Origin of the sequence: Pseudomonas sp. 3HC3, assembly GCF_044904505.1 — a bacterium.
GTDB lineage: Bacteria > Pseudomonadota > Gammaproteobacteria > Pseudomonadales > Pseudomonadaceae > Aquipseudomonas > Aquipseudomonas putida_Y.
This window is the reverse complement of record NZ_JADDRH010000003.1, coordinates 358,327-381,268: the sequence shown is the minus strand read 5'-3', so window position 1 is coordinate 381,268 and position 22,942 is coordinate 358,327. Positions and strand designations below refer to the sequence as shown.

Sequence of the window (22,942 nt, the reverse complement as noted above, 5' to 3'; positions counted from 1 at the left end):
GACGATAGTCACAGACCATGGTCGGTGCAGGCGCTATAGTTCGCGTTTTGCCGTTGCGGAGCCTTCCACTGTGCGCATTGCTTCTGCTTTGCTGGCCTGCCTGCTGAGCCTGGCCGTGCAAGCCGCCCCATCATCGCAGGTCAGCCTGGACCGCAGCCTGTGGCCCGAACAACTGGACAGCCCGGCGCTGTTCGATGTGGCCTCCCGGGCAGAAATCCTTTCGTTCGCCCAAGTACTGCACGAAAGCGAGTTGCTGGATGACGCGACCCTGGCGGCCCGGCTGGGGCTGCGGCAGATCAACCTGCAGAAGGTGCGCCAGGTTCGGGCGCGCATGTGGCAGCGGTTGTGGGAGGGTTATCAACAGGCTCAGCGCAGTTGTGAGCAGGATGCATCATTTTGCTACCCGATTACGTCCATGGCGGACTTGCGCACACAAGCGGTGACGTTCGCAGCTGACGTTGGTGCGTTCTATACCGGCTGGATCGAGCCGAGCCACCAGTTCCATGTACGCTACCTGGACGAGCAACTGCGCAAGGCGGCGTTGCTGCCGCAGACCAGCAGTGAAATTGAGCGGTTGTCTTCGCGCGAGCGCAAGGGTGACGAACTGAACGACCGCATGTTCCTGCTGACCTTTGTCGGCGGGCCCGGCCCCGAGGGGGGCAGTACGGATCTACTCACCGATTACCTGCGCCGGCAAAAGCTCGAAGGCACGTTCTTCACGCTCGGTAACCGTTTGCAGCAACGTCGTGATGGCGCCTCGGTACACGCCTTGCGCCAGCTCTATGGCGGGCAGTGCGTGGGCATCCAGGGGTGGGAATACCGCTCCCATGCGCAGTGGACCGACTGGCAGGATTCGCTGCGGCGCAGCCAGGCGCGGGTGCAGGCTGATCTGCCCGAGCAGTATGTACCGCTGTTCAGCCCACCTTATGGTCAGCGCCGGGCTGACGGCGAGGCGTTCATGGCCCGCCAGCAGTTGCGGGTATCGTTGTGGGACATCGATGCGCAGGATGACGGTGCATTGAGCGCAGAGGCGTCCGCGCAGCGTGTATTGACCCTGATGCTGTTGTGGCGCAAGGGCGTGATCCAGTTTCATGACAGCCTTCCCAAGGCGCAGCCGGCCGTGGAATGGCTGCTGCGCAATACCGCGCAAAGCGGTATCGGCTGGGAGGATTGCCGGGAATACGGATACCGCGAATAGAGGGTATGACTTTTGAGCGTAGTCCCCTCTGACGCTGGCGCCAAGGCCTCTTCGTCAATCGGAAAAATAAACTTCAAAAATACGTAAAAGTGCTTTTTTCGGTCATGGTTTTTGCGGTATGAAGAAACCAGACAGCCGATTCCTGCAGCACAGGTGGCGTCATCCGGGCTCACCTGGCCAGGTTCGCTTCCCGCCCGTAACAACGCGGATACGGGAACAGCGGCAGTCACTCTGCGGCGTAACAGACCACGCCGTGTGGCTTCGACATAAGGTGACCGAGTATGGATGACCAAGGACGCAACCCTTCCTCCAGCAAGCCAATCCTGTATGTGCTCGATACCAACGTCCTGATTCACGACCCTAACGCGTTACTGAACTTCGAGGAGCACCATGTCGCCATCCCGATGACGGTGCTGGAGGAACTCGACAAGCTCAAGACCGGCAAACAGAGCATCGCCGCCGAATGCCGCCAGGCCATCCGCCTGATAGACCAGACCCTCGGTGACGCTTCGCCCAGCGATGTCGAGCAGGGCGTGCCGATTCAGCGCAACAAGAGTGGCCCCAAGGGGTTCCTGTCCATCCTGATGACCCCGCGCAACGAGCCGAACAAGCTGTTGCCGGAAAACCTCAACGACAACATCATCATCAACCAGTTGCTCGAAGTTCGGGCCCGGCGCACCGACCTGGATGTCGTGCTGGTCACCAAAGACATCAACATGCGCCTGAAGGCGCGCGCTTGCGGTATAGCGGCTGAGGACTACAGCACCGACCAACTGGTCGATGACGTGTCCCTGCTGTCCAAGGGCTACCATTCGGTCACCGGCTCATTCTGGGACCGCGTGAGCAAGGTCGATACCCGTCAGGAGCGCGGCCGCACCTGGCATCGGGTGCAGATGATCGACAACCTGCCAGCCGTGCACGTCAACGAGTTCATCATCGATGAGCAGGGCTTCGTCGGATGGATCAAGGGCATCCGTGACGACGAACTGCTACTGCTCGACCTGCACCAGGAGCCGTTGCTGCACCAGGAAGCCTGGGGCCTGAAACCACGCGACATTCACCAAAGCCTGGCACTGTTCGCCCTGCTGGACCCGGATATCCACCTGGTGAACCTGACCGGCGCCGCCGGCTCCGGTAAAACCATCCTGGCGCTGGCTGCGGCCATCGAGCAAACCATGGTCAGCAAGCGCTACCGGCGCATCATCGCCACCCGCAGCGTGCAGGGGCTGGACCAGGAGATTGGCTTCCTGCCGGGCACCGAAGCAGAGAAGATGGAGCCGTGGCTGGGCGCCATCACCGACAACCTCGAAGCTTTGCACATGGATGACGAAAGCACCCATGGCAGCGTCGAATACATCCTCGAGCGCGTGCCGCTGCAGTTCAAGTCGCTGAACTACATCCGTGGCCGTAGCTTCCAGCAGAGCCTGATCCTGATTGACGAGTGCCAGAACCTGACGCCGCACCAGATGAAAACCATCATCACCCGTGCCGGCTCCGGCTCCAAAGTGGTCTGCCTGGGTAACCTGGCGCAGATCGACACCCCCTACCTGTCCGCGACCAGCTCGGGCCTGACCTACCTGACCGAGCGCTTCAAGGACTTCCCAAATGGCGTGCACATCACCCTGCAGGGCGTGCCTCGCTCGGTGCTGGCCGAGTACGCCGAGTCGCATTTGTAAACCATGTAGCCGGGCAGATTACTGCCCGGCCTCTTCACGGGCACGCCCGCTCACAGGATGTCCACTTGAATCGAGATCGTGGAGCGCCTGTAGGAGCGGGCGTGCCCGCGAAGAGGCCAAACCTGGCGACACATACCTCTGCTCAAACCTGACCCACAGGTTTACACTGCGAACTCCCTTCACAGGAGCAAAGCAGTGCTGACACATCTTGATTCCCAGGGGCGGGCCAACATGGTCGACGTCACTGAAAAGGCCGTGACCGAGCGCGAGGCTACCGCCGAGGCGCGGGTGCGCATGTTGCCGCAGACCTTGCAGATGATCGTCGACGGTGAACACCCCAAGGGTGACGTGTTCGCCGTGGCGCGCATTGCCGGGATACAGGCGGCGAAAAAAACCAGCGACCTGATTCCGCTGTGCCACCCGCTGATGCTCACCAGCGTCAAGGTCGAGCTCAGCGCTGAGGGGCAGGATGCCGTGCGCATCGTCGCCCGCTGCAAGCTGGCCGGGCAGACCGGCGTGGAGATGGAGGCGCTGACCGCCGCCAGTGTGGCCGCGCTGACGATCTATGACATGTGCAAGGCTGTGGATAAAGGTATGGTCATCGAGCAGGTGCGCCTGCTGGAAAAACTCGGTGGCAAGAGTGGCCATTACAAGGTGGAGGCGTGATGAAGGTCAAGGTGATGTACTTCGCCCGTTACCGCGAACTGTTGGGCGTGGATGCCGAGCGGGTGGAGGGGGCGTTCAAGGTGCTTGATGATGTGCGCCAGGCCTTGGTAGCCAAGGGCGGGCAGTACGAAGTGCTGGCCGAGCAGAACCTGATGTGCGCGCGCAACGAAGAGCTGTGCAAGCTCGATGAACCGCTGGAAGAGGGCGATGAAGTGGCGTTCTTCCCGCCGGTGACCGGAGGCTGAACATGGCTGTGCGAGTACAGGAAGGCGCGTTCGACCCCGGGGCCGAGACCAATGCCATGCATGCGGCCAATGTGGGCGTGGGCGCGGTGGTCGGTTTTGTCGGCTATGTGCGGGATTTCAACGATGGCCGCGAAGTGGCGGGGATGTTCCTCGAGCACTATCCGGGTATGACCGAAAAGGCCCTGGCCAAGATCGTGGTCGAGGCCGAGCAGCGTTGGCCGCTGTTGAAGGTGGAGGTGCTGCACCGCATCGGTGCGCTGGAGCCGGGTGAACCGATTGTGTTCGTGGGGGTAGCCAGTGCCCATCGACAGGCTGCGTTCGATGCCTGCAACTTCATCATGGACTACCTGAAGACCCGGGCGCCGTTCTGGAAGAAGGAGAATACCCAGGAAGGGCCAAGGTGGGTGGAGGGGAAGCAGAGTGACCAGGATGCGGCGCAGCGCTGGTAATCAAGGCGGCACCGATCGCCTGTAGGAGCGGGTTTACCCGCGAAAGGGCCGGGCCTGCTGGCCAATCTCCACCCGCCGTTCACCGTTGCCGCCACTACCGTATTCGCGGGTAAACCCGCTCCTACAGGGGGACCTTGTGTCGCGAAAGGGCCGCGTAGCGGCCCCCGACAATCTCTGCATTAAAGCCGAAATCCCGGGGCCGCTGCGCGGCCCAATTGCGACACAAGGCCGCTCCCACAGGGGGCGTGTAGCCCGCTGAAGGTCAGTGATGCTTGCGCGGCACCGGCTTGAGCAGCTCATCCGGCGGCATCTCGCACTTGATCTTGCGCCCCAGCAGCGCTTCGATCGCAGGCAGCTGATACGAGTCATCCTCACCGGCAAAGCTGATCGACACACCACTGGATGGGTGGAGGGGAAGCAGAGTGACCAGGATGCGGCGGGGCGCTGGTAATCAAGGCGCCGCCGGTCGCCTGTAGGAGCGGGTTTACCCGCGAAAGGGCCGGGCCTGCTGGCCAATCTCCAGCCGCCGTTCACCGTTGCCGCCACTACCGTATTCGCGGGTAAACCCGCTCCTACAGGGGGACCTTGTGTCGCGAAAGGGCCGCGTAGCGGCCCCCGACAATCTGCGCATCAAAGCCGAAATCCCGGGGCCGCTGCGCGGCCCAATCGCGACACAAGGCCGCTCCCGCAGGGGGCGTGTAGCTCGCTGAAGGTCAGTGATGCTTGCGCGGCACCGGCTTGAGCAGCTCATCCGGCGGCATCTCGCACTTGATCTTGCGCCCCAGCAGCGCTTCGATCGCAGGCAGCTGATACGAGTCATCCTCACCGGCAAAGCTGATCGACACACCACTGGATGGGTGGAGGGGAAGCAGAGTGACCAGGATGCGGCGGGGCGCTGGTAATCAAGGCGGCACCGATCGCCTGTAGGAGCGGGTTTACCCGCGAAAGGGCCGGGCCTGCTGGCCAATCTCCACCCGCCGTTCACCGTTGTCGCCACTACCGTATTCGCGGGTAAACCCGCTCCTGCAGGGGGACCTTGTGTCGCGAAAGGGCCGCGTAGCGGCCCCCGACAATCTCTGCATTAAAGCCGAAATCCCGGGGCCGCTGCGCGGCCCAATTGCGACACAAGGCCGCTCCCACAGGGGGCGTGTAGCCCGCTGAAGGTCAGTGATGCTTGCGCGGCACCGGCTTGAGCAGCTCATCCGGCGGCATCTCGCACTTGATCTTGCGCCCCAGCAGCGCTTCGATCGCCGGCAACTGATACGAGTCGTCCTCACCGGCAAAGCTGATCGACACACCGCTGGTGCCGGCACGACCGGTACGGCCAATGCGGTGCACGTAATCGTCAGGGTCTTCCGGCAGGGTGAAGTTGATCACGTGGCTGATGCCATCGATATGGATCCCGCGCCCGGCCACGTCGGTGGCCACCAGCACGGTGATGCGCCCTTCGCGGAAGCTCTCCAGCGTGCGGATGCGCTTGTGCTGCGGCACGTCGCCCGACAGCTGGGCGGCATTGATGCCGTCGCGTACCAGCTTCTCCTCGATGCGCCGCACTTCGTCCTTGCGGTTGGCGAACACCATCACCCGTTCCCACTTGTTCTGGGTCACCAGGTTGTACAGCAGTTTGTACTTGTCGCTGCCGGCCACCGCATACACGTGTTGCTCGACCGTTTCGCTGGCCACGTTCTCCGGCTCGATCTCGACGATGGCCGGGTTGGTGGTCCACTGCTTGGCCAGGTTCATCACATCGTCGGTGAAGGTGGCGGAGAACAGCAGGGTCTGGCGCTCGCTTTTCGGCGGTGTCTGACGAATGATTTGGCGGACCTGGGGGATGAAGCCCATGTCGAGCATGCGGTCGGCTTCGTCAAGCACCATCACCTCGACCATGTCCAGGTGCACTTCGCCGCGCTGGTTGAAGTCCAGCAGGCGGCCCGGGGTAGCCACCAGGATATCGCAGTGGCGCGCCTCCAGGGCTTTGAGCTGCTTGTCGAAGTCCATGCCACCGACGAAGCTCATCACGTTCAGGCCGGTGTACTTGGTCAGGGCAGCGGCGTCCTTGGCGATCTGCACCACCAGCTCGCGGGTGGGCGCGATGATCAGCGCGCGCGGTTCGCCCATGTAGCGCTCTTTAGGCGGTGGCGTCTGCTGCAACTGGGAAATGATCGAGATCAGGAAGGCGGCTGTCTTGCCGGTACCCGTCTGGGCCCGGCCGATGGCGTCCTGGCCACGCAGGGTGTAACCCAGGACCTGCGCCTGGATCGGCGTGCAGTACGGGAAGCCCAGGTCGTGGATGGCGTGCATCAGCTCGTTGGACAGCTTGAAGTCGTGGAAGCGGGTTTTGCCTTCCTGTGGCTCGACCACAAAGTCTTCGGGCTTCCACAGGCTCGCCTGCGGCTTGGGCTTGCGTTCGCGGCGCGGTTTGTCCTTGGCCGGCTGGTCGGCAGGTAGCGTAGCGGCGGCAGGTGGCTCAGCCTTGGGGGCGGGGTTGGCATGTGTTGCGGCCGGTATTGTCGCGGGCCGGGCTTCCGGCGTCACGCTGGCAGCAGGAGCGGCGGCTTGCGGCGCGGCCTCTCCCTTGCCGAATATTTTTCTGAGTGCTTTGAGCACGGTCGTCTCATCAACTGATTAAGGAATGTACGCCGGGCAGTGTAATGCAAGATCCGGGCGCGGCGTAGCGGAATACGCCCACAACTACAAGCGAGGCAACCTATTGCAGCTGCTTGCTCAGCCAGTCGTGGATATCGTTCAGCTCTTCGACCACCACTTCGTGTTCCATCGGGTATTCGTACCAGCGGGCAGCGACGCCCCAGATGTTCAGGTACTCGAATGCGGTGCGGCCCATGGACGGGATTACCACTGGGTCATGCACGCCATGCAGGCACAGGGCCGGGGTGCGTTGCTGGCAGGCACTCAACTGGTGCTGGTCATTGAAAGTGGGGGCATAGGTGGACAGGGCGATCACTCCGCCCAGTGCTTCCTGCCACTTTATATAGGCAGTGTGCAGCACCACCGCGCCGCCCTGGGAGAAACCGGCCAGGAAGATCCGCGACAGGTTGATGCCTTTGGCCTGCTCGGCCTTGATCAGTGCAACCACCTGTTCGGCAGACTCTTCCAGCTGCGCTTCGTCGATGGCGCGGGCCGGGGTCATGGCCTTGATGTCATACCAGCTGGGCATGGCATAGCCGCCGTTGATGGTCACGGGGCGGGTCGGTGCCTGGGGCATGATGAAGCGTGTGCTGAGCAAGCGCTCCTGCATGAATTCGGCCACAGGTAGGAAGTCGTAACGGTCGGCCCCCAGACCGTGCAACCAGATCACACAGGCGTCAGCGGTTTTCTGTGGTTCGAGAATCAGCGGGTTGGTCATGACTGCTCCGAAAGTGTGCGGGTCTTGTTATGGCGTGCGTGAAAAGTAGGCACCGGTAATGATTGTCGGAAAAAGAATGTCGCAACGATACAACTTTTCCTACTTGACGAGCGCTTAAACGCTACAGCGCGACAATCTGGTACGCGCTTTGCAGTTCAACCTGTGATGCAAAGGGCAGGCCGTGACGGTAACACCCTCTGCACGCGAAGGCTGTCACAGAACAGTCCATTGCGCCAATTGACCCAATAACAAGCCAATACGGGTCGGATACGCCTCAAAAGGGTGCGGTGCAATTCCGGCTCGATACAACAAGAGCGATTTGGAGGTTGTGAATGAAGATGTTGAAAACCACCCTGGCAGTCCTGACCGCTGCCGCCGCGCTGGGCGCCGTGAGCAATGCCCAGGCCGGCGCCACCCTCGATGCGGTAAAGAAGAAGGGTTTCGTCCAGTGTGGCGTGAGCGACGGTCTTCCAGGCTTCTCGGTACCTGATGCGAAGGGCAAGATCGTCGGCATCGACGCCGATGTCTGCCGCGCCGTGGCCGCCGCCGTATTCGGCGATGCCACCAAGGTCAAGTTCAGCCAGCTCAACGCCAAGGAACGCTTCACTGCCCTGCAATCGGGCGAGGTCGATGTGCTGTCGCGTAACACCACCTGGACCAGCTCGCGCGATGCCGGCATGGGTCTGGTATTCACGGGTGTCACCTACTATGACGGCGTTGGCTTCCTGGTCAACAAGAAGCTCGGCGTTTCCAGCGCCAAAGAGCTCGATGGCGCGACCATCTGCATCCAGGCCGGTACCACCACCGAGCTGAACGTCTCGGACTTCTTCCGCGCCAATGGCCTGAAGTACACCCCGATTACCTTCGACACCTCTGACGAGAGCGCCAAATCGCTGGAGTCTGGCCGTTGCGACGTGCTGACTTCGGACAAATCGCAGCTGTTCGCCCAGCGCTCCAAACTGGCCGCGCCGACCGAATACGTGGTGTTGCCGGAAACCATCTCCAAGGAACCGCTGGGCCCGGTAGTGCGTAAAGGCGACGAGGATTGGTTCAGCATCGTCAAGTGGACCCTGTTCGCCATGCTCAACGCCGAAGAGGCGGGCATCACCTCCAAGAACGTCGAGGCCGAAGCCAAGTCCACCAAGAACCCGGATGTCGCCCGACTGCTGGGTGCGGATGGCGAGTACGGCAAGGACCTCAAGCTGCCCAAAGACTGGGTAGTGCAGATCGTCAAGCAAGTGGGTAACTATGGCGAAGTGTTCGAGAAGAACCTGGGCCAGAGCACTAACCTGAAGATCGACCGTGGCATGAACGCCCTGTGGAACAACGGCGGCATCCAGTACGCGCCTCCAGTGCGCTGATGGCTGCACCCTGCGGCGGCATTCGGCCGCCGCAGGTTGTTCGGAACCCTACTTTCCGGGGCATTTCATGCAAAATCGAATCGGCGCACAAAAAGGGCTATCCCTGAATGATCCGCGTGTGCGCGCGTGGCTGTTCCAGATTCTCACGATCGTCTTCGTGGTCGGTCTGGGCTGGTACCTGTTCCACAACACGCAGACCAATCTTCAACACCGGGGCATCACCTCGGGCTTCGAGTTCCTCGATCGCAGTGCCGGCTTCGGTATCGCCCAGCACCTGATCCCCTATGTGGAATCCGACAGTTATGCGCGGGTGTTCGTCATCGGCCTGCTCAATACGCTGTTGGTGACCTTCATCGGCATCATTCTGGCGACGATACTGGGCTTCATCATCGGTGTGGCTCGCCTGTCACCGAACTGGATGATCAACAAACTGGCGACCGTGTATGTGGAAACCTTCCGCAACATTCCGCCGTTGTTGCAGATCCTGTTCTGGTACTTCGCCGTGTTCCTGACTCTGCCGGGACCGCGGGGCAGCATCAACTTCGATGACAAGTTCTTCATCAGCAACCGTGGCTTGAACATGCCTGGCGCGTCCATGGCCGATGGCTTCTGGCCATTTGTGGTGGCCTTGGCAATAGCCATTGCCGCTATAGCCGTGATGGTGCGCTACGCCAACAAGCGCTTCAACGAAACTGGTGTGCCGTTCCACAAGTTCTGGGCGGGGCTGCTGCTGTTCATCGCCATTCCGAGCCTGAGCGTGCTGTTGTTCGGCAGCCCGGTAACCTGGGATATGCCGCAGCTCAAGGGCTTCAACTTCGTCGGGGGCTGGGTGCTGATCCCCGAGCTGCTGGCGCTGACCTTGGCGCTGACTATCTATACGGCAGCCTTCATCGCCGAAATCGTGCGTTCCGGCATCCGTTCGGTCAGCCATGGCCAGACCGAAGCGGCTCGCTCGTTGGGCCTGCGCGAGGGCCCGACCCTGCGCAAGGTGATCATCCCCCAGGCACTGCGGGTGATCATTCCGCCGCTGACCAGCCAGTACCTGAACCTGGCGAAGAACTCGTCGCTGGCGGCCGGTATCGGCTATCCAGAGATGGTCTCGCTGTTCGCCGGTACCGTGCTCAACCAGACCGGACAAGCCATCGAGGTGATCGCCATCACCATGAGCGTCTATCTCGCCATCAGCATCAGCATTTCGCTGCTGATGAACTGGTACAACAAGCGCATTGCGCTGATCGAGCGATGAGGATACGCCCGTGAATGCTCATGTTTTCAAACCTGACATGCCGCCACCGGTGAAAACCGTCGGCGTGCTCGCATGGATGCGCGCCAATCTGTTCTCCAACTGGCTCAACACGCTGCTGACCCTGTTCGCGATCTACCTGATATGGCTGATTGTGCCGCCATTGCTACAGTGGGCGTTGCTCGACGCCAACTGGGTCGGCACCACCCGTGCCGATTGCACCAAGGAGGGCGCCTGCTGGGTGTTCGTGCAGCAGCGCTTCGGCCAGTTCATGTACGGCTACTACCCCGCCGAGTTGCGCTGGCGCGTGGACCTGACCGTTTGGCTTGCAGTCATTGGCGCCGCGCCATTGTTCATCAAGCGTTTCCCGCGCAAGGCCTTCTACGGCCTGGCCTTCCTGGTGCTGTACCCGGTGCTGGCCTACACCCTGCTGCATGGGGGGTATCTGGGCCTGCAAAACGTACCCACCAGCCAGTGGGGCGGGCTGATGCTGACCCTGGTGATCGCTACCGTGGGCATTGTCGGCGCCTTGCCTTTGGGCATCCTGCTGGCCCTGGGCCGGCGTTCGAGGATGCCGGCCGTGAAGGTGGTGTGTGTGACCTTCATCGAGTTCTGGCGCGGCGTACCGCTGATCACCGTGTTGTTCATGTCGTCGGTGATGCTGCCGTTGTTCCTGCCCGAAGGCATGAGCTTCGACAAGCTGCTGCGGGCGATGATCGGTGTAATCCTGTTCCAGTCGGCGTACATCGCCGAGGTGGTGCGCGGCGGCCTGCAGGCCATCCCCAAGGGCCAGTACGAAGCCGCCGCGGCCATGGGCCTTGGCTACTGGCGCTCGATGGGGCTGGTGATCTTGCCGCAGGCGCTGAAGCTTGTGATTCCCGGCATCGTCAACACCTTCATTGCCCTGTTCAAGGACACCAGCCTGGTGATCATCATCGGCTTGTTCGACCTGCTGAACAGCGTCAAGCAAGCAGCCGCAGACCCGGCCTGGCTGGGCATGGCCACCGAGGGCTACGTGTTCGCCGCCCTGGTGTTCTGGATTTTCTGTTTCGGTATGTCCCGCTACTCCATGCATCTGGAGCGCAAGCTGGACACTGGCCACAAGCGTTAGGAGTTTCGAAATGAGTGAAGCGATCAAGCAGCCTGCTGGCCCTGAAGGCATCATCCAGATGCAGGGTGTGAACAAGTGGTATGGCCAGTTCCATGTGCTCAAGGACATCAACCTGAACGTGCGCCAGGGCGAACGCATCGTGCTGTGCGGGCCGTCCGGTTCGGGCAAGTCCACCACCATCCGCTGCCTTAACCGCCTGGAAGAGCACCAGCAAGGGCGTATCGTGGTCGATGGCGTGGAGCTGACCAACGACCTCAAGCAGATCGAGGCCATCCGCCGCGAGGTGGGTATGGTGTTCCAGCACTTCAACCTGTTCCCGCACCTGAGCATTCTGGAGAACTGCACCCTGGCGCCAATGTGGGTGCGCAAGATGCCACGGCGCAAGGCCGAGGAAATTGCCATGCACTACCTGGAGCGTGTGCGGATTCCGGAGCAGGCACACAAGTATCCCGGGCAGTTGTCCGGCGGCCAGCAGCAGCGTGTGGCCATCGCCCGCGCGTTGTGCATGAAGCCCAAGATCATGCTGTTCGACGAGCCGACCTCGGCACTGGACCCGGAAATGGTCAAGGAAGTACTCGATACCATGGTGGGCCTGGCCGAGGATGGCATGACCATGCTCTGTGTGACCCACGAAATGGGCTTTGCCCGTACCGTGGCGAACCGGGTTATCTTCATGGACAAGGGCGAGATTGTGGAGCAGGCCGCGCCGGATGATTTCTTCGACCGGCCGCGCAGTGACCGGACCAAGTTGTTCCTCAGCCAGATCCTCCACTGATGCTGTTTGGGCTGCGCGGCAGCCCTTCGCGGGCACGCCCGCTCCCACAGGTTTAGCGTTGGCTTTGGAGCCTACTTAAATCCTGTGGGAGCGGGCGTGCCCGCGAAGGGCCGCAACGCGGCCCCGGCTTTATTTATTTTCCTGGCTGGCAGCCGGCGCCGGCGGCGGCCGCAGCCCCACCTCGGCGATCAGTTTCAACGGCTGCCCGTTGCGCATCACCTCAATGGTGATCTTCTCGTTGGGCTTGATCCGCGCTACCTGGTTCATCGACTTGCGCCCGTCACCGGCCGGCTCGCCATTGATGCTCAGGATCACGTCACCCAGTTGCAGCCCGGCCTTGGCGGCTGGCCCTTCGCGGAAGATGCCCGCCACCACGATGCCTGGGCGGTCCTTCATGCCGAACGACTCTGCCAGCTCCTGGCTCAGTGGCTGTACTTCGATGCCCAGCCAGCCACGTATCACCTGGCCATGTTCGACGATCGACTTCATCACCTCCAGTGCCAGCTTTACCGGGATGGCGAAGCCGATGCCCTGCGAGCCGCCGGACTTGGAGAAGATCGCGGTATTGATGCCGATCAGGTTGCCATTGGCATCCACCAGCGCACCACCGGAGTTGCCTGGGTTGATCGCCGCGTCGGTCTGGATGAAGTCTTCGTAGTTGTTAAGCCCCAGCTGATTGCGGCCAGTGGCGCTGATGATGCCCATGGTTACAGTCTGGCCGACGCCGAACGGGTTGCCGATGGCCAGCGACACGTCGCCGATGCGAATGTTGTCGGAACGGCCGATGGTGATTGCCGGCAGGTTCTTCAAGTCGATCTTCAGCACCGCAAGGTCGGTTTCCGGGTCGCTGCCGATCACGCGGGCCAAAGTCTCGCGGCCATCCTTCAGGGCGACGACGATCTGGTCGGCGCCGCTGGTGACATGGTTGTTGGTCAGCAGGTAGCCCTCAGGGCTCATGATTACCGCCGAGCCCAGGCTTGATTCCCAGCGGCGCTGTTTGGGCAGGTTGTCACCGAAGAAGCGGCGGAATTGCGGGTCCTCGAACAGCGGGTGGGCGCTTTTGTTCACCACCTTGGTGGTGTACAGGTTGGCCACCGCCGGGGCGGCCAGGGTCACGGCGTCGGCGTACGACACCGGACCTTGCATGATCCGCGTGGTCTGTGGCGCTTGCTGCAGGTTGACGTCCTGGCTGGGCAGCCCGACCCATTGCGGAAAACGCTGGATGATCAGCATGGCGATCAGTATGCCGGTAAGCAGGGGCCAGCCGAAGTAACGCAAAGCCTTGAACATGAACGAATCCTGGAAAGAGCAGGGGCCAGCGGCCTGGCAGTGGGGCATGAGCGCGCGCGATCATACACCGGTTCCCCCAGTGACGGCGACGGCCCATAATGGCCGGCATTATACGGGCGTTCGTCAGGCGTTGCGCCCGAGAAAAGCGCAGTTTTCGAGGAGATTTTCATGGCCGTTGCTCTAAGTACCCTGGTCGAGGAAGCCGAGCGTTATCTGGGCAGCGCGAAGATCCAGGATTATTGCCCAAATGGCCTGCAGGTCGAAGGCCGGCCGCAGGTCAGCCGTATTGTCAGTGGCGTTACCGCCAGCCAGGCATTGCTGGATGCCGCGGTCGAGGCCGAGGCCGATCTGGTGCTGGTGCACCATGGTTATTTCTGGAAGGGCGAGAATCCGTGCATCACCGGCATTCGCCAGCGTCGCCTGAAGACCTTGCTGAATAACGATATCAGTCTGCTGGCGTTTCACCTGCCCTTGGACGTGCACCCGGAAGTCGGCAACAACGTGCAACTGGCGCGGCAACTGGAGATCACTGTCGAAGGGCCACTTGACCCGGAAAACCCCAAAGTGGTCGGGCTGATCGGTTCGCTGGCCGAATCCATGACCGCGCGCGATTTTGCCCGTCGGGTTCAAGGCGTGCTGGGGCGTGAGCCGTTGCTGGTCGAAGGCAACGACATGATCCGCCGGGTGGGCTGGTGCACCGGCGGCGGGCAGGGCTATATCGACACGGCGATTGCCGCCGGGGTGGACCTGTACCTGACCGGTGAGGCGTCCGAGCAGACCTACCACAGTGCGCGCGAGAATGGCGTCAGCTTCATTGCTGCCGGGCACCATGCCACCGAGCGCTATGGGGTGCAGGCGCTGGGCGATTACCTGGCACGACGGTTTGCCGTGGAGCACCTGTTCATCGATTGCCCTAATCCCATCTGATAGCGGTGTCGCCCTCTTCGCGGGTGAACCCGCTCCTACACGGGCCTGTAGGAGCGGGTTCAGCCGCGAAGAGGCCGGCCCTGCCAGCCCAAACCCCCAGTCATATCGTTAGATTTTTTCGATCTAGCCAGCCTCCTAAATAGAAGCAGCCGCTGTGATAAAGTGGCTCGCTCGAACACGGCCCGCAGGCCGTCCATAAGATCGTTTTTCGTGAGTAGCCATGGTCGACAAACTGACGCACTTGAAACAGCTGGAGGCGGAGAGCATCCACATCATCCGCGAGGTGGCCGCCGAGTTCGACAACCCGGTGATGCTGTACTCGATCGGCAAGGACTCCGCCGTGATGCTGCACCTGGCGCGCAAGGCCTTCTTCCCGGGCAAGCTGCCGTTCCCGGTGATGCACGTCGACACCCAGTGGAAATTCCAGGAGATGTACAGCTTCCGCGACAAGATGGTCGAGGAAATGGGCCTGGAGCTGATCACCCACGTCAACCCCGAGGGTGTGGCGCAGGGTATCAACCCGTTCACCCATGGCAGCTCCAAGCACACCGATATCATGAAGACCCAGGGCCTGAAGCAGGCGCTGGACAAGCATGGTTTCGACGCTGCCTTCGGTGGTGCGCGCCGCGACGAAGAGAAGTCGCGGGCCAAGGAGCGTGTGTATTCGTTCCGTGACAGCAAGCACCGCTGGGACCCGAAGAACCAGCGCCCCGAGCTGTGGAACGTGTACAACGGCAAGGTCAACAAGGGTGAGTCGATCCGCGTCTTCCCGTTGTCGAACTGGACCGAACTGGACATCTGGCAGTACATCTACCTTGAAGGCATCCCGATCGTGCCGCTGTACTTCGCCGCCGAGCGTGAAGTCATCGAGAAGAACGGCACCCTGATCATGATCGACGACGAGCGCATCCTCGAGCACCTCTCCGAGGAAGAAAAAGCCCGCATCGTCAAGAAGAAGGTGCGTTTCCGTACCCTCGGCTGCTACCCGCTGACGGGCGCTGTCGAATCGGAAGCCGAGACCCTGACGGACATCATTCAGGAAATGCTCCTGACCCGTACGTCCGAACGCCAGGGCCGTGTCATCGATCACGATGGCGCCGGTTCCATGGAAGACAAGAAACGCCAAGGCTACTTCTAATTTCAGGGTTACTCCATGTCGCACCAATCTGATCTGATCAGCGAGGACATCCTCGCCTACCTGGCCCAGCATGAGCGCAAGGAACTGCTGCGCTTTCTGACTTGCGGCAACGTTGACGACGGCAAGAGCACCCTGATCGGGCGCCTGCTGCACGATTCGAAGATGATCTACGAGGACCACCTCGAGGCCATCACCCGTGATTCGAAGAAAGTCGGCACCACCGGCGAAGAAGTCGACCTGGCGCTGCTGGTAGATGGCCTGCAGGCCGAGCGCGAGCAGGGCATCACCATCGATGTTGCCTACCGCTACTTCTCCACCGCCAAGCGCAAGTTCATCATCGCCGACACCCCGGGCCACGAGCAGTACACCCGCAACATGGCCACCGGTGCGTCCACCTGCGACCTGGCGATCATCCTGGTCGATGCCCGCTACGGTGTGCAGACCCAGACCCGTCGCCACAGCTACATCGCGTCGTTGCTGGGCATCAAGCACATCGTGGTCGCGGTCAACAAGATGGACCTGAAGGGCTTCGATGAAGGCGTCTTCGAGTCGATCAAGGCCGACTACCTGAAGTTTGCCGAAGCCATCAACCTGACCCCGAGCAGCCTGCACTTCGTGCCGATGTCGGCGCTCAAGGGTGACAACGTGGTCAACCACAGCGAGCAATCGCCGTGGTACGCCGGCCCGACGCTGATGGAAATCCTCGAAACCGTCGAGGTTTCGGCCGACCGCAACTTCACCGACCTGCGTTTCCCGGTGCAGTACGTCAACCGTCCCAACCTGAACTTCCGCGGCTTCGCTGGCACCATCGCCAGCGGCGTGGTGCACAAAGGTGACGAGATTGTCGTGCTGCCGTCGGGCAAGAGCAGCCGGGTCAAGTCCATCGTCACCTACGAAGGTGAACTGGAAAACGCCGGCCCAGGCCAGGCCGTGACCCTGACCATGGAAGACGAGATCGACATCTCCCGTGGCGACCTGCTGGTACATGCCGACAACGTCCCGCCGGTAACTGACCACTTCGACGCCATGCTGGTGTGGATGGCCGAGGAGCCGATGCTCCCGGGCAAGAAATACGACATCAAGCGTGCCACCAGCTACGTGCCAGGCTCGATTGCCAGCATCACCCACAAGGTCGATGTGAACACCCTGGAGCAGGGCGCTGCCAGCGCGCTGCAACTGAACGAAATCGGCCGCGTCAAGGTTGCCCTGGATACCTCGATTGCCCTGGACGGTTACGACAGCAACCGCACCACCGGTGCGTTCATTGTCATCGACCGCCTGACCAACGGCACCGTTGGCGCCGGCATGATCATCGCCCCGCCCGTGTTGCCACACGGCAGCACCGGTCATCATGGCAAGCAGGCCCACGTGTCCACCGAAGAGCGCGCCCTGCGCTTCGGCCAGCAGCCAGCCACCGTGCTGTTCAGCGGCCTGTCCGGTGCTGGCAAGAGCACCTTGGCTTATGCCGTGGAGCGCAAGCTGTTCGACATGGGTCGCGCGGTGTACGTGCTCGACGGCCAGAACCTGCGTCACGACCTGAACAAGGGCCTGCCACAGGACCGCGCCGGCCGCACCGAGAACTGGCGCCGCGCCGCCCACGTGGCGCGCCAGTTCAACGAAGCCGGCATGCTGACCCTGGCTGCGTTCGTGGCCCCGGATGCCGAAGGCCGCGAACAGGCCAAGGCGCTGATCGGCAAGGAGCGCCTGGTGACCGTTTACGTCCAGGCCTCGCCGCTGGTCTGCCGCGAGCGTGACCCGCAAGGCCTGTACGCTGCCGGTGGCGACAACATCCCGGGCGAGAGCTTCCCGTTCGATGTGCCGCTGGATGCTGATCTTGTGATCGACACCCAGGCCACCAGCGTGGACGAAGGCGTGAAACAGGTGCTGGACGTGCTGCGTCAGCGTGGCGCGATTTAAGCGCTAGCCTGTAAGAAAAAACCCGCTTCGGCGGGTTTTTTTATGCGCGTAATCCTGGTTTGTGCGGTGCCTGTAAGAGCAACTGCCTTGCTGACAATCTGAAAGTTTTCACAATCAGTGTAGGAGCGGCTTTAGCCGCGAATACCGGCAAGGCCGGTGTCTTGCACCGCCGTTCCCAAAGGTTCTTCGCTAGCCTCAGAACTGTATCCAGACCCGGGCGGCTAGCTATCTTTAATTCTGAACACTGCAAGCCCCTTTGAGGCTCTCCATTCCAAGATGCGCGCCATGACCTGCTCGGAGCATCTTCCCCGTCCCTTGTCGGGGCTATAGATAAGGTCGGCGCCATCAGGATGCTCAACCACATCGATAAAATGCTCCAGCAATCGGTCCTGCCAATCACGCGAGCCTGTCGCCTGAATCAACGCCCCAACAATCGACCGGAACTCACTGTGGGTGTAGTCGGTGAGGCTGTGCTTCAAGCTGATTACCATGTTGCCTCCGAAGAAAGCGCGTATTGCATAGCGCTCATGATCCGCAGGTTTTCAGCGTCGTACATCAGCCCACCCCACTCGGGCGGGTTCAGGTGGCATATCTGATACGAGCGCAGTCCCTTTGCCGTTTCATGGAATGGCGCGCGAGGGGGCCAGCCTTTCTTGAGGCGGTTGAGTTGGGCGGGGATGAATTGCTGGCTGTAGATTGGGTCTTCTGCGATCGCCAGCCAGAAAGCTTGGGAGAAATGGTCGAAGCTGTGGAATGTTTGACCTGCGAGTTTACGGATGATGAATTCTGGAAGAAGGCTGGCCATGGAGTCGTCCCTGGGTGAAAGGCAGGGAAAGTGTGCCCGGGGACCAGCTTTCTGTATGTCAGGGGTAGGCTGTATGTCAGTAGGATCGTTCCTGGTGATTTGTAAGAATAGTCTTGGAGCCTGTTTATCCTTCACCGCTTTGGATGAAAAACTGCCGGGTAAATTTGCCAAATGACTCCGGGTGCGGTGCCAGCATTCTCAGCGGCGCGTCATGGCATCCGGATATGTTGAGACCCTGGGTGATCAGGGCCTCATTCTATTCAGCTAGCTTTGAAACCTTCTTTGCCATTGGCCAGGCGCCACGTTTCGACTATTTCAAGTACTTGCTCAGGCTCACCCCGGTTGCTGCCTTGCGGTCTAAAAAAAAGATCACTACCAGACGGGTGCTCGGTAATTTTCTCAAAATGTTCAATCAAAGGTACCAGTACGTTGTCTGGCTCATCCTCGATAGCTGTATCAATCACTTGGAGGAAGGTAAGGAACTCTTGTTTTGTATAATCTTCAAATTTATTTTTCAAGACCGTCTTTTCCATAGTGAATGTGGTTGTGGGCTTTGGGCGTCAAAATTATTAAGTTGTCCATATCATATACACCACCTTGCTCGCTGATAGGCACGACGTGGTGAATTTCGTGGGAGCGTTTGCTCATATACTTGTCATCTCTATCGACCCAAGGCGAGTATCCATGTTTTCTCATTCGACGGATGTCTTGAGGGCTAAACTGCTTCGAAAGCTCGGGGTCATTAGCCACCGCCTTCCAAAATTGCCGCCGGAACGCGTTAAAGCTCCTATATTCTCTATCCCTCAGAAGATCAGCAATCTGAGCAGGAATTGGAGCCCCTTCGAGGCTGGCTGCCGATTTACGCCATGTATCTGTTACCTGTGCACCGTTCCCGGTTGATGTACCAGCCTCGTATCGCGGACTCTTGAATACCACCAGAATAGGCGGTAATCCCGAGTCCATGGGAAAGGTGATGATCAACCGTTCCTGGTCCAGCAAGTCCAGCGCCGGGTAACCCTCTGTTTTGGTGCTGACGGGGTTCAGGGTACTGCCGGTGTAAACGACGGTACCGGGCGCTGCTGGCGGCAAGCTGGTGGAGCTTCCGGCTTCACCACCCGGCGCGTTGGCCGGTGTCCAGGTCAGAATCCGCTGCGGATTTTCCAGTGCAAGGCTGTAGACCAGACGTTCAGTGTCGAATGTCGCCGTGCGCACCGGTACTGGCCTGCCCCCAGGCACCACATACAGGTCCAGGCCGTTGTCATGCTCGGCGCCTGCCAACAAATAGGGTAAGTCGATGCTGGCTGATGACAGAGCCAAGGCTGCAAGGTCCGGCCCGCCGGGCGGCGTAAGGCTGGCTAGTGGGGTGCTGATCAGGTACCTGCGCTCACTGTTACCCAGCGTTGATGGCCAGGCCATCGCGAGGGTGCCTACCGCAAGCGAGGAGATGGTAGTCGCAACGAGGCGGGTAATCGCCGCTGTGATCGCTTCGCTCAAAGCCTTATAAGACGTTTCGGCCACCGCGAATGTTGCTGTACCAATCGGGATTACGGCTGGCGTCGATCCCGATAAACGCGCTTCATTGATATAGGAGATATTACGCCGCAGCGTCTCTTGCCTTTGCCGCTCGGCTTCTGCAGCCAAGCGCTCGGCTTCGGCCTGCTGGCGTGCAGCTTCTTCCTGTGCAGCAAGTTGGGTCTGGAGGTTTTCCACCTCAGCGGCGCGCTGCATCAGGTTTTGCGTGGCACCTGCATATACGCCCAAAAACCTGATCGATTCGGTTAGCGCGAGTGCCAGATGGTATTCCTGCCAGCGCGGACCAGCCCTGCGTAGCCGTTGCTCGTCTACAAGATGCAAAAGCCCTTCAAGTTGGGGCTTCGACAGGGGCCCGCTGATTCGGGGGTTGTAATCAGAGTGTTGCGGAATTTGTGATTGCTTGGCCTGAACCTAGGCAGCCGCGGTTGCCAGGTAGGCACTGAAGGTCTGGGCAAGCGTAAGCGCGTCGTCGATGACGGTTTGCCCCAGTTCATGCTGAAGAACATTGGGTAAACAATCGAAGTGTATTTGCCGCTCTGTGTGAATCTGCGCCGTTCTGCGCGAAATCATTTTCGACAGATCTGGAGGTTGGTGGCTGAGCTCTTCCTGATCTACTTGGTCTGCCAGCCCTTGAAGTTCGTCTGCCAGTGCCTGGTGTTTCTGAGCTTCCAGATGTAGGCGGTATGCGCCATCCCAAGACTTCTCCAGCCTCGTGGCCCATTCAATACCTAACTCTTCGCCCGTTGTGGCAGCGAAGAAACCCGGGTCCAGAAACCGGCTCATCATTGAGTCGCCGCGCTTGTAGAATGCAGGTACGCCAAAGTAGCTGTTGGCGTCGGGCAAAATTTGTAAATAATTCTCTCGAAGCTGACTGATTCGCGATGATAGGATTTGCTGTTCTGCTGAGCGTGGTGGTACCCCGCCATTTGTACTGTTCGCCTCAGCTTTGATTTGGGCTTTCAATGTATTGATGGTTTCAGGGAGCTGGTTTATTTCGTGAGCATACTTATCTGAAGAGCCCTTCTCGATGCCTTGAAATTCTTCTGTCAGAACCCTGCGCGTGGAAATAACCCTGGCAATATCGGGTTTGGTAGGTCTGGTGCCCGGCGGAATGCCTTCGCTAAATCCCCATCCCCCGCTACCTGGGCCACCTCCACCATTACCGATTAACCGTAGTTCAGCGCCGGTGGGGGCCTGCGCATTAATAAATAAAGCCTCGTTAAGATAATAGGTGTTGTCCCGTGCCATGTAGGTTCTCCTGATCACTACATGGGCTAGGTTTACGTATATCGAATTTGCGGTATGTCAGCTGCAGCCTGTCAATCAGTAGGAAGCTTCGTGTTGCTCGGAAAGATCCGTCTCAGATATGTTTCTCGGACACCGGTATCACCCGCCTTTCCTTAACTGCTTTGTACGAAAAACTCGAATAGATCTCCTTCACCCCCGGCAACCGCTGCAGCACCTCCCGGGTAAATTCCCCGAACGACTCCAGGTCCCGTGCCAGTATCTCCAGCAGAAAGTCATAGCGCCCGGAGATGTTGTGGCAGGCGACGATTTCGGGAATTTCCATCAGCCGCTGTTCGAATGCCAGCGCCATGTCCTTGGTGTGCGAGTCCATCATGATGCTGACGAACGCGGTCACGCCAAACCCCAGCGACTTGGGCGAGAGGATGGCCTGGTAGCCGGTGATGTAGCCGTTTTCCTCCAGTAACTTGACCCGTCGCCAGCAGGGCGAGGTGGTCAGTGCCACCTGGTCGGCGAGTTCGGCAACGGTGAGGCGGGCGTTGTCCTGCAAGGCGGTGAGCAGGGCACGGTCGGTGCGGTCGAGGCTTGAAGGCATTTTTTGCCCTCCTGATCCGTTGATTATTGTTTTTGTTCCAACAAGCACGCCTATGTGTAGGCTATTTTGGAAAAAATTGGGCAGCTCGGTGGCATAAGCTTACAACAAACCACAAGAGGCCGTTGCCATGCGCGACTCCCACGACAACACCGGTTTTTCCACGCGGGCCATTCACCATGGCTACGACCCGCTGTCCCACGGTGGCGCCTTGGTGCCGCCGGTGTACCAGACGGCCACCTATGCCTTCCCCACTGTTGAGTACGGCGCTGCCTGCTTCGCTGGAGAGGAGGCGGGGCACTTCTACAGCCGCATTTCCAACCCCACGCTGGCCTTGCTGGAGCAGCGCATGGCTTCGCTTGAGGGTGGTGAGGCGGGGTTGGCGTTGGCATCAGGGATGGGTGCGATTACCTCAACCATCTGGACCCTGCTACGGCCTGGCGATGAGCTGATTGTGGGGCGCACCTTGTATGGCTGCACCTTCGCTTTTCTGCACCACGGTATTGGTGAGTTCGGCGTCAAAGTACGCCATGTCGATCTCAACGATGCCAAGGCCCTGAAGGCGGCGATCAACAGCAAAACACGGATGATCTACTTCGAAACACCGGCCAACCCCAATATGCAGCTTGTGGACATTGAGGCGGTTGTCGAGGCGGTGCGGGGGCATGATGTGCACGTTGTGGTCGATAACACCTACTGTACGCCGTACCTGCAGCGGCCACTGGAGCTGGGGGCGGACCTGGTGGTGCACTCGGCAACCAAGTACCTCAGTGGCCACGGTGATATCACTGCGGGTTTGGTGGTCGGGCGCAAGGCGTTGGTCCATCGCATTCGCCTGGAAGGGCTGAAGGATATGACCGGGGCGGTGCTGTCACCGCATGACGCGGCGTTGCTGATGCGCGGTATCAAGACCCTGGCCCTGCGAATGGACCGGCATTGCGCCAATGCTCAGCAGGTGGCCGAGTTTCTCGCTCGGCAGCCGCAGGTTGAATTGATTCATTACCCGGGGCTACCGTCTTTTGCCCAGTACGCGTTGGCCCAGCGACAGATGCGTTTGCCTGGGGGGATGATTGCGTTTGAGCTCAAGGGTGGTATCGAGGCCGGGCGGCGCTTCATGAACGCGCTGCAGCTCTTTGCGCGGGCGGTGAGCCTGGGAGATGCCGAGTCGCTGGCGCAGCACCCGGCGAGCATGACCCATTCCAGCTATACGCCGCAGGAGCGGGCGCATCACGGGATATCGGAGGGGCTGGTGCGTCTGTCGGTGGGGCTGGAGGATGTGGAGGACCTGCTGGCAGATGTCGAACAGGCATTGCAGGCCTGCTGTTAGGTTACCTGCACTGGCCCCTTCGCGGGCACGCCCCACAGGTTCAGCGCAATATCTCAAACCTGCGCGGGCCCTGTAGGAGC

Annotated in this window: 24 protein-coding genes; 13 read left to right on the top strand and 11 right to left on the bottom strand. The window is 60.4% G+C overall.

Going from position 1 to position 22,942, the window contains the following annotated elements:
* Positions 1 to 70 precede the first annotated feature (70 nt).
* The 5 genes from INQ47_RS08910 (at position 71) to moaE (ending at position 4,234) form a co-directional block, all read left to right on the top strand.
* Entirely contained in the window at positions 71 to 1,198 is a 1,128-nt protein-coding gene (locus tag INQ47_RS08910; protein ID WP_252460743.1) for a polysaccharide deacetylase family protein, read from the top strand.
* Between the two features lie 281 nt (positions 1,199 to 1,479).
* Positions 1,480 to 2,874: a PhoH family protein gene (locus INQ47_RS08905; protein WP_021784121.1), complete on the top strand. Its 1,395-nt coding sequence runs from the start codon at positions 1,480 to 1,482 to the stop codon at positions 2,872 to 2,874.
* 195 nt (positions 2,875 to 3,069) lie between these two features.
* The gene (moaC, locus tag INQ47_RS08900; RefSeq protein ID WP_003251775.1) at positions 3,070 to 3,540 is read left to right on the top strand and encodes a cyclic pyranopterin monophosphate synthase MoaC; all 471 of its coding nucleotides are present in this window, start codon (positions 3,070 to 3,072) and stop codon (positions 3,538 to 3,540) included.
* Positions 3,540 to 3,785 (top strand): molybdopterin converting factor subunit 1, encoded by a 246-nt coding sequence (gene moaD / locus INQ47_RS08895; RefSeq protein WP_003251777.1) that lies wholly within the window; start codon positions 3,540 to 3,542, stop codon positions 3,783 to 3,785. The genes moaC and moaD overlap by 1 nt, the downstream gene beginning before the upstream one ends.
* Positions 3,786 to 3,787: 2 nt before the next feature.
* Positions 3,788 to 4,234 carry a molybdopterin synthase catalytic subunit MoaE gene (gene moaE / locus INQ47_RS08890; RefSeq protein WP_021784123.1) on the top strand — a complete coding sequence of 149 codons (447 nt, stop codon included), beginning with the start codon at positions 3,788 to 3,790 and terminating at the stop codon, positions 4,232 to 4,234.
* A gap of 262 nt (positions 4,235 to 4,496) precedes the next feature.
* Here the strand turns inward: moaE and INQ47_RS08885 are convergent, their stop codons facing one another.
* The 4 genes from INQ47_RS08885 to INQ47_RS08870 all read right to left on the bottom strand — a co-directional run bounded on the left by INQ47_RS08885 (position 4,497) and on the right by INQ47_RS08870 (position 7,598).
* A complete protein-coding gene (locus tag INQ47_RS08885) occupies positions 4,497 to 4,628 on the bottom strand; it encodes a hypothetical protein (RefSeq protein ID WP_281067758.1) in 132 nt (43 codons plus the stop codon).
* Between the two features lie 319 nt (positions 4,629 to 4,947).
* Complete coding sequence (locus INQ47_RS08880) at positions 4,948 to 5,079, bottom strand: hypothetical protein (RefSeq protein ID WP_281067758.1); 132 nt, start codon at positions 5,077 to 5,079, stop codon at positions 4,948 to 4,950.
* A gap of 319 nt (positions 5,080 to 5,398) precedes the next feature.
* Entirely contained in the window at positions 5,399 to 6,841 is a 1,443-nt protein-coding gene (gene rhlB / locus INQ47_RS08875) for an ATP-dependent RNA helicase RhlB (RefSeq protein WP_404701520.1), read from the bottom strand.
* 100 nt (positions 6,842 to 6,941) lie between these two features.
* Complete coding sequence (locus INQ47_RS08870; RefSeq protein WP_021784125.1) at positions 6,942 to 7,598, bottom strand: alpha/beta hydrolase; 657 nt, start codon at positions 7,596 to 7,598, stop codon at positions 6,942 to 6,944.
* Between the two features lie 332 nt (positions 7,599 to 7,930).
* Between INQ47_RS08870 and INQ47_RS08865 the strand changes: the two genes are divergently transcribed.
* From INQ47_RS08865 to INQ47_RS08850, 4 genes are all read left to right on the top strand, one after another.
* A complete protein-coding gene (locus INQ47_RS08865; RefSeq protein ID WP_176682593.1) occupies positions 7,931 to 8,959 on the top strand; it encodes an amino acid ABC transporter substrate-binding protein in 1,029 nt (342 codons plus the stop codon).
* A gap of 67 nt (positions 8,960 to 9,026) precedes the next feature.
* Positions 9,027 to 10,205: an amino acid ABC transporter permease gene (locus INQ47_RS08860; protein WP_404701519.1), complete on the top strand. Its 1,179-nt coding sequence runs from the start codon at positions 9,027 to 9,029 to the stop codon at positions 10,203 to 10,205.
* 10 nt (positions 10,206 to 10,215) lie between these two features.
* A complete protein-coding gene (locus INQ47_RS08855) occupies positions 10,216 to 11,313 on the top strand; it encodes an amino acid ABC transporter permease (protein ID WP_176682595.1) in 1,098 nt (365 codons plus the stop codon).
* 10 nt (positions 11,314 to 11,323) lie between these two features.
* A complete protein-coding gene (locus INQ47_RS08850; RefSeq protein ID WP_003251792.1) occupies positions 11,324 to 12,088 on the top strand; it encodes an amino acid ABC transporter ATP-binding protein in 765 nt (254 codons plus the stop codon).
* A gap of 129 nt (positions 12,089 to 12,217) precedes the next feature.
* Here the strand turns inward: INQ47_RS08850 and algW are convergent, their stop codons facing one another.
* On the bottom strand, positions 12,218 to 13,378 hold the full coding sequence (gene algW / locus INQ47_RS08845) for a Do family serine endopeptidase AlgW (RefSeq protein ID WP_021784129.1): 1,161 nt from the start codon (positions 13,376 to 13,378) through the stop codon (positions 12,218 to 12,220).
* A gap of 168 nt (positions 13,379 to 13,546) precedes the next feature.
* Between algW and INQ47_RS08840 the strand changes: the two genes are divergently transcribed.
* The 3 genes from INQ47_RS08840 to cysN all read left to right on the top strand — a co-directional run bounded on the left by INQ47_RS08840 (position 13,547) and on the right by cysN (position 17,360).
* Complete coding sequence (locus tag INQ47_RS08840; RefSeq protein ID WP_021784130.1) at positions 13,547 to 14,305, top strand: Nif3-like dinuclear metal center hexameric protein; 759 nt, start codon at positions 13,547 to 13,549, stop codon at positions 14,303 to 14,305.
* Between the two features lie 220 nt (positions 14,306 to 14,525).
* Positions 14,526 to 15,443 carry a sulfate adenylyltransferase subunit CysD gene (gene cysD, locus INQ47_RS08835; RefSeq protein ID WP_003251799.1) on the top strand — a complete coding sequence of 306 codons (918 nt, stop codon included), beginning with the start codon at positions 14,526 to 14,528 and terminating at the stop codon, positions 15,441 to 15,443.
* A gap of 15 nt (positions 15,444 to 15,458) precedes the next feature.
* On the top strand, positions 15,459 to 17,360 hold the full coding sequence (gene cysN / locus INQ47_RS08830; protein WP_084852049.1) for a sulfate adenylyltransferase subunit CysN: 1,902 nt from the start codon (positions 15,459 to 15,461) through the stop codon (positions 17,358 to 17,360).
* A 221-nt stretch (positions 17,361 to 17,581) separates the two neighbouring features.
* Here cysN and INQ47_RS08825 read toward each other — a convergent pair whose 3' ends face one another.
* From INQ47_RS08825 to INQ47_RS08800, 6 genes are all read right to left on the bottom strand, one after another.
* Positions 17,582 to 17,851 (bottom strand): bacteriocin immunity protein, encoded by a 270-nt coding sequence (locus INQ47_RS08825; RefSeq protein WP_339444285.1) that lies wholly within the window; start codon positions 17,849 to 17,851, stop codon positions 17,582 to 17,584.
* Positions 17,845 to 18,165, bottom strand: coding sequence for an S-type pyocin (locus tag INQ47_RS08820; RefSeq protein ID WP_404701518.1), 321 nt, complete (start codon positions 18,163 to 18,165; stop codon positions 17,845 to 17,847). The genes INQ47_RS08825 and INQ47_RS08820 overlap by 7 nt, the downstream gene beginning before the upstream one ends.
* Before the next feature lie 260 nt (positions 18,166 to 18,425).
* On the bottom strand, positions 18,426 to 18,683 hold the full coding sequence (locus INQ47_RS08815) for a bacteriocin immunity protein (protein WP_209963659.1): 258 nt from the start codon (positions 18,681 to 18,683) through the stop codon (positions 18,426 to 18,428).
* A complete protein-coding gene (locus tag INQ47_RS08810) occupies positions 18,673 to 20,019 on the bottom strand; it encodes an S-type pyocin domain-containing protein (RefSeq protein ID WP_404701517.1) in 1,347 nt (448 codons plus the stop codon). Before INQ47_RS08810 ends, INQ47_RS08815 begins: the two co-directional genes overlap by 11 nt.
* Before the next feature lie 90 nt (positions 20,020 to 20,109).
* Positions 20,110 to 20,946, bottom strand: a complete 837-nt coding sequence (locus tag INQ47_RS08805; RefSeq protein WP_404701516.1) for a hypothetical protein — start codon at positions 20,944 to 20,946, stop codon at positions 20,110 to 20,112.
* Between the two features lie 112 nt (positions 20,947 to 21,058).
* Positions 21,059 to 21,538 carry an Lrp/AsnC family transcriptional regulator gene (locus INQ47_RS08800; protein WP_404701515.1) on the bottom strand — a complete coding sequence of 160 codons (480 nt, stop codon included), beginning with the start codon at positions 21,536 to 21,538 and terminating at the stop codon, positions 21,059 to 21,061.
* 127 nt (positions 21,539 to 21,665) lie between these two features.
* Between INQ47_RS08800 and INQ47_RS08795 the strand changes: the two genes are divergently transcribed.
* A complete protein-coding gene (locus INQ47_RS08795; RefSeq protein WP_404701514.1) occupies positions 21,666 to 22,862 on the top strand; it encodes a methionine gamma-lyase in 1,197 nt (398 codons plus the stop codon).
* Positions 22,863 to 22,942: the final 80 nt, after the last annotated feature.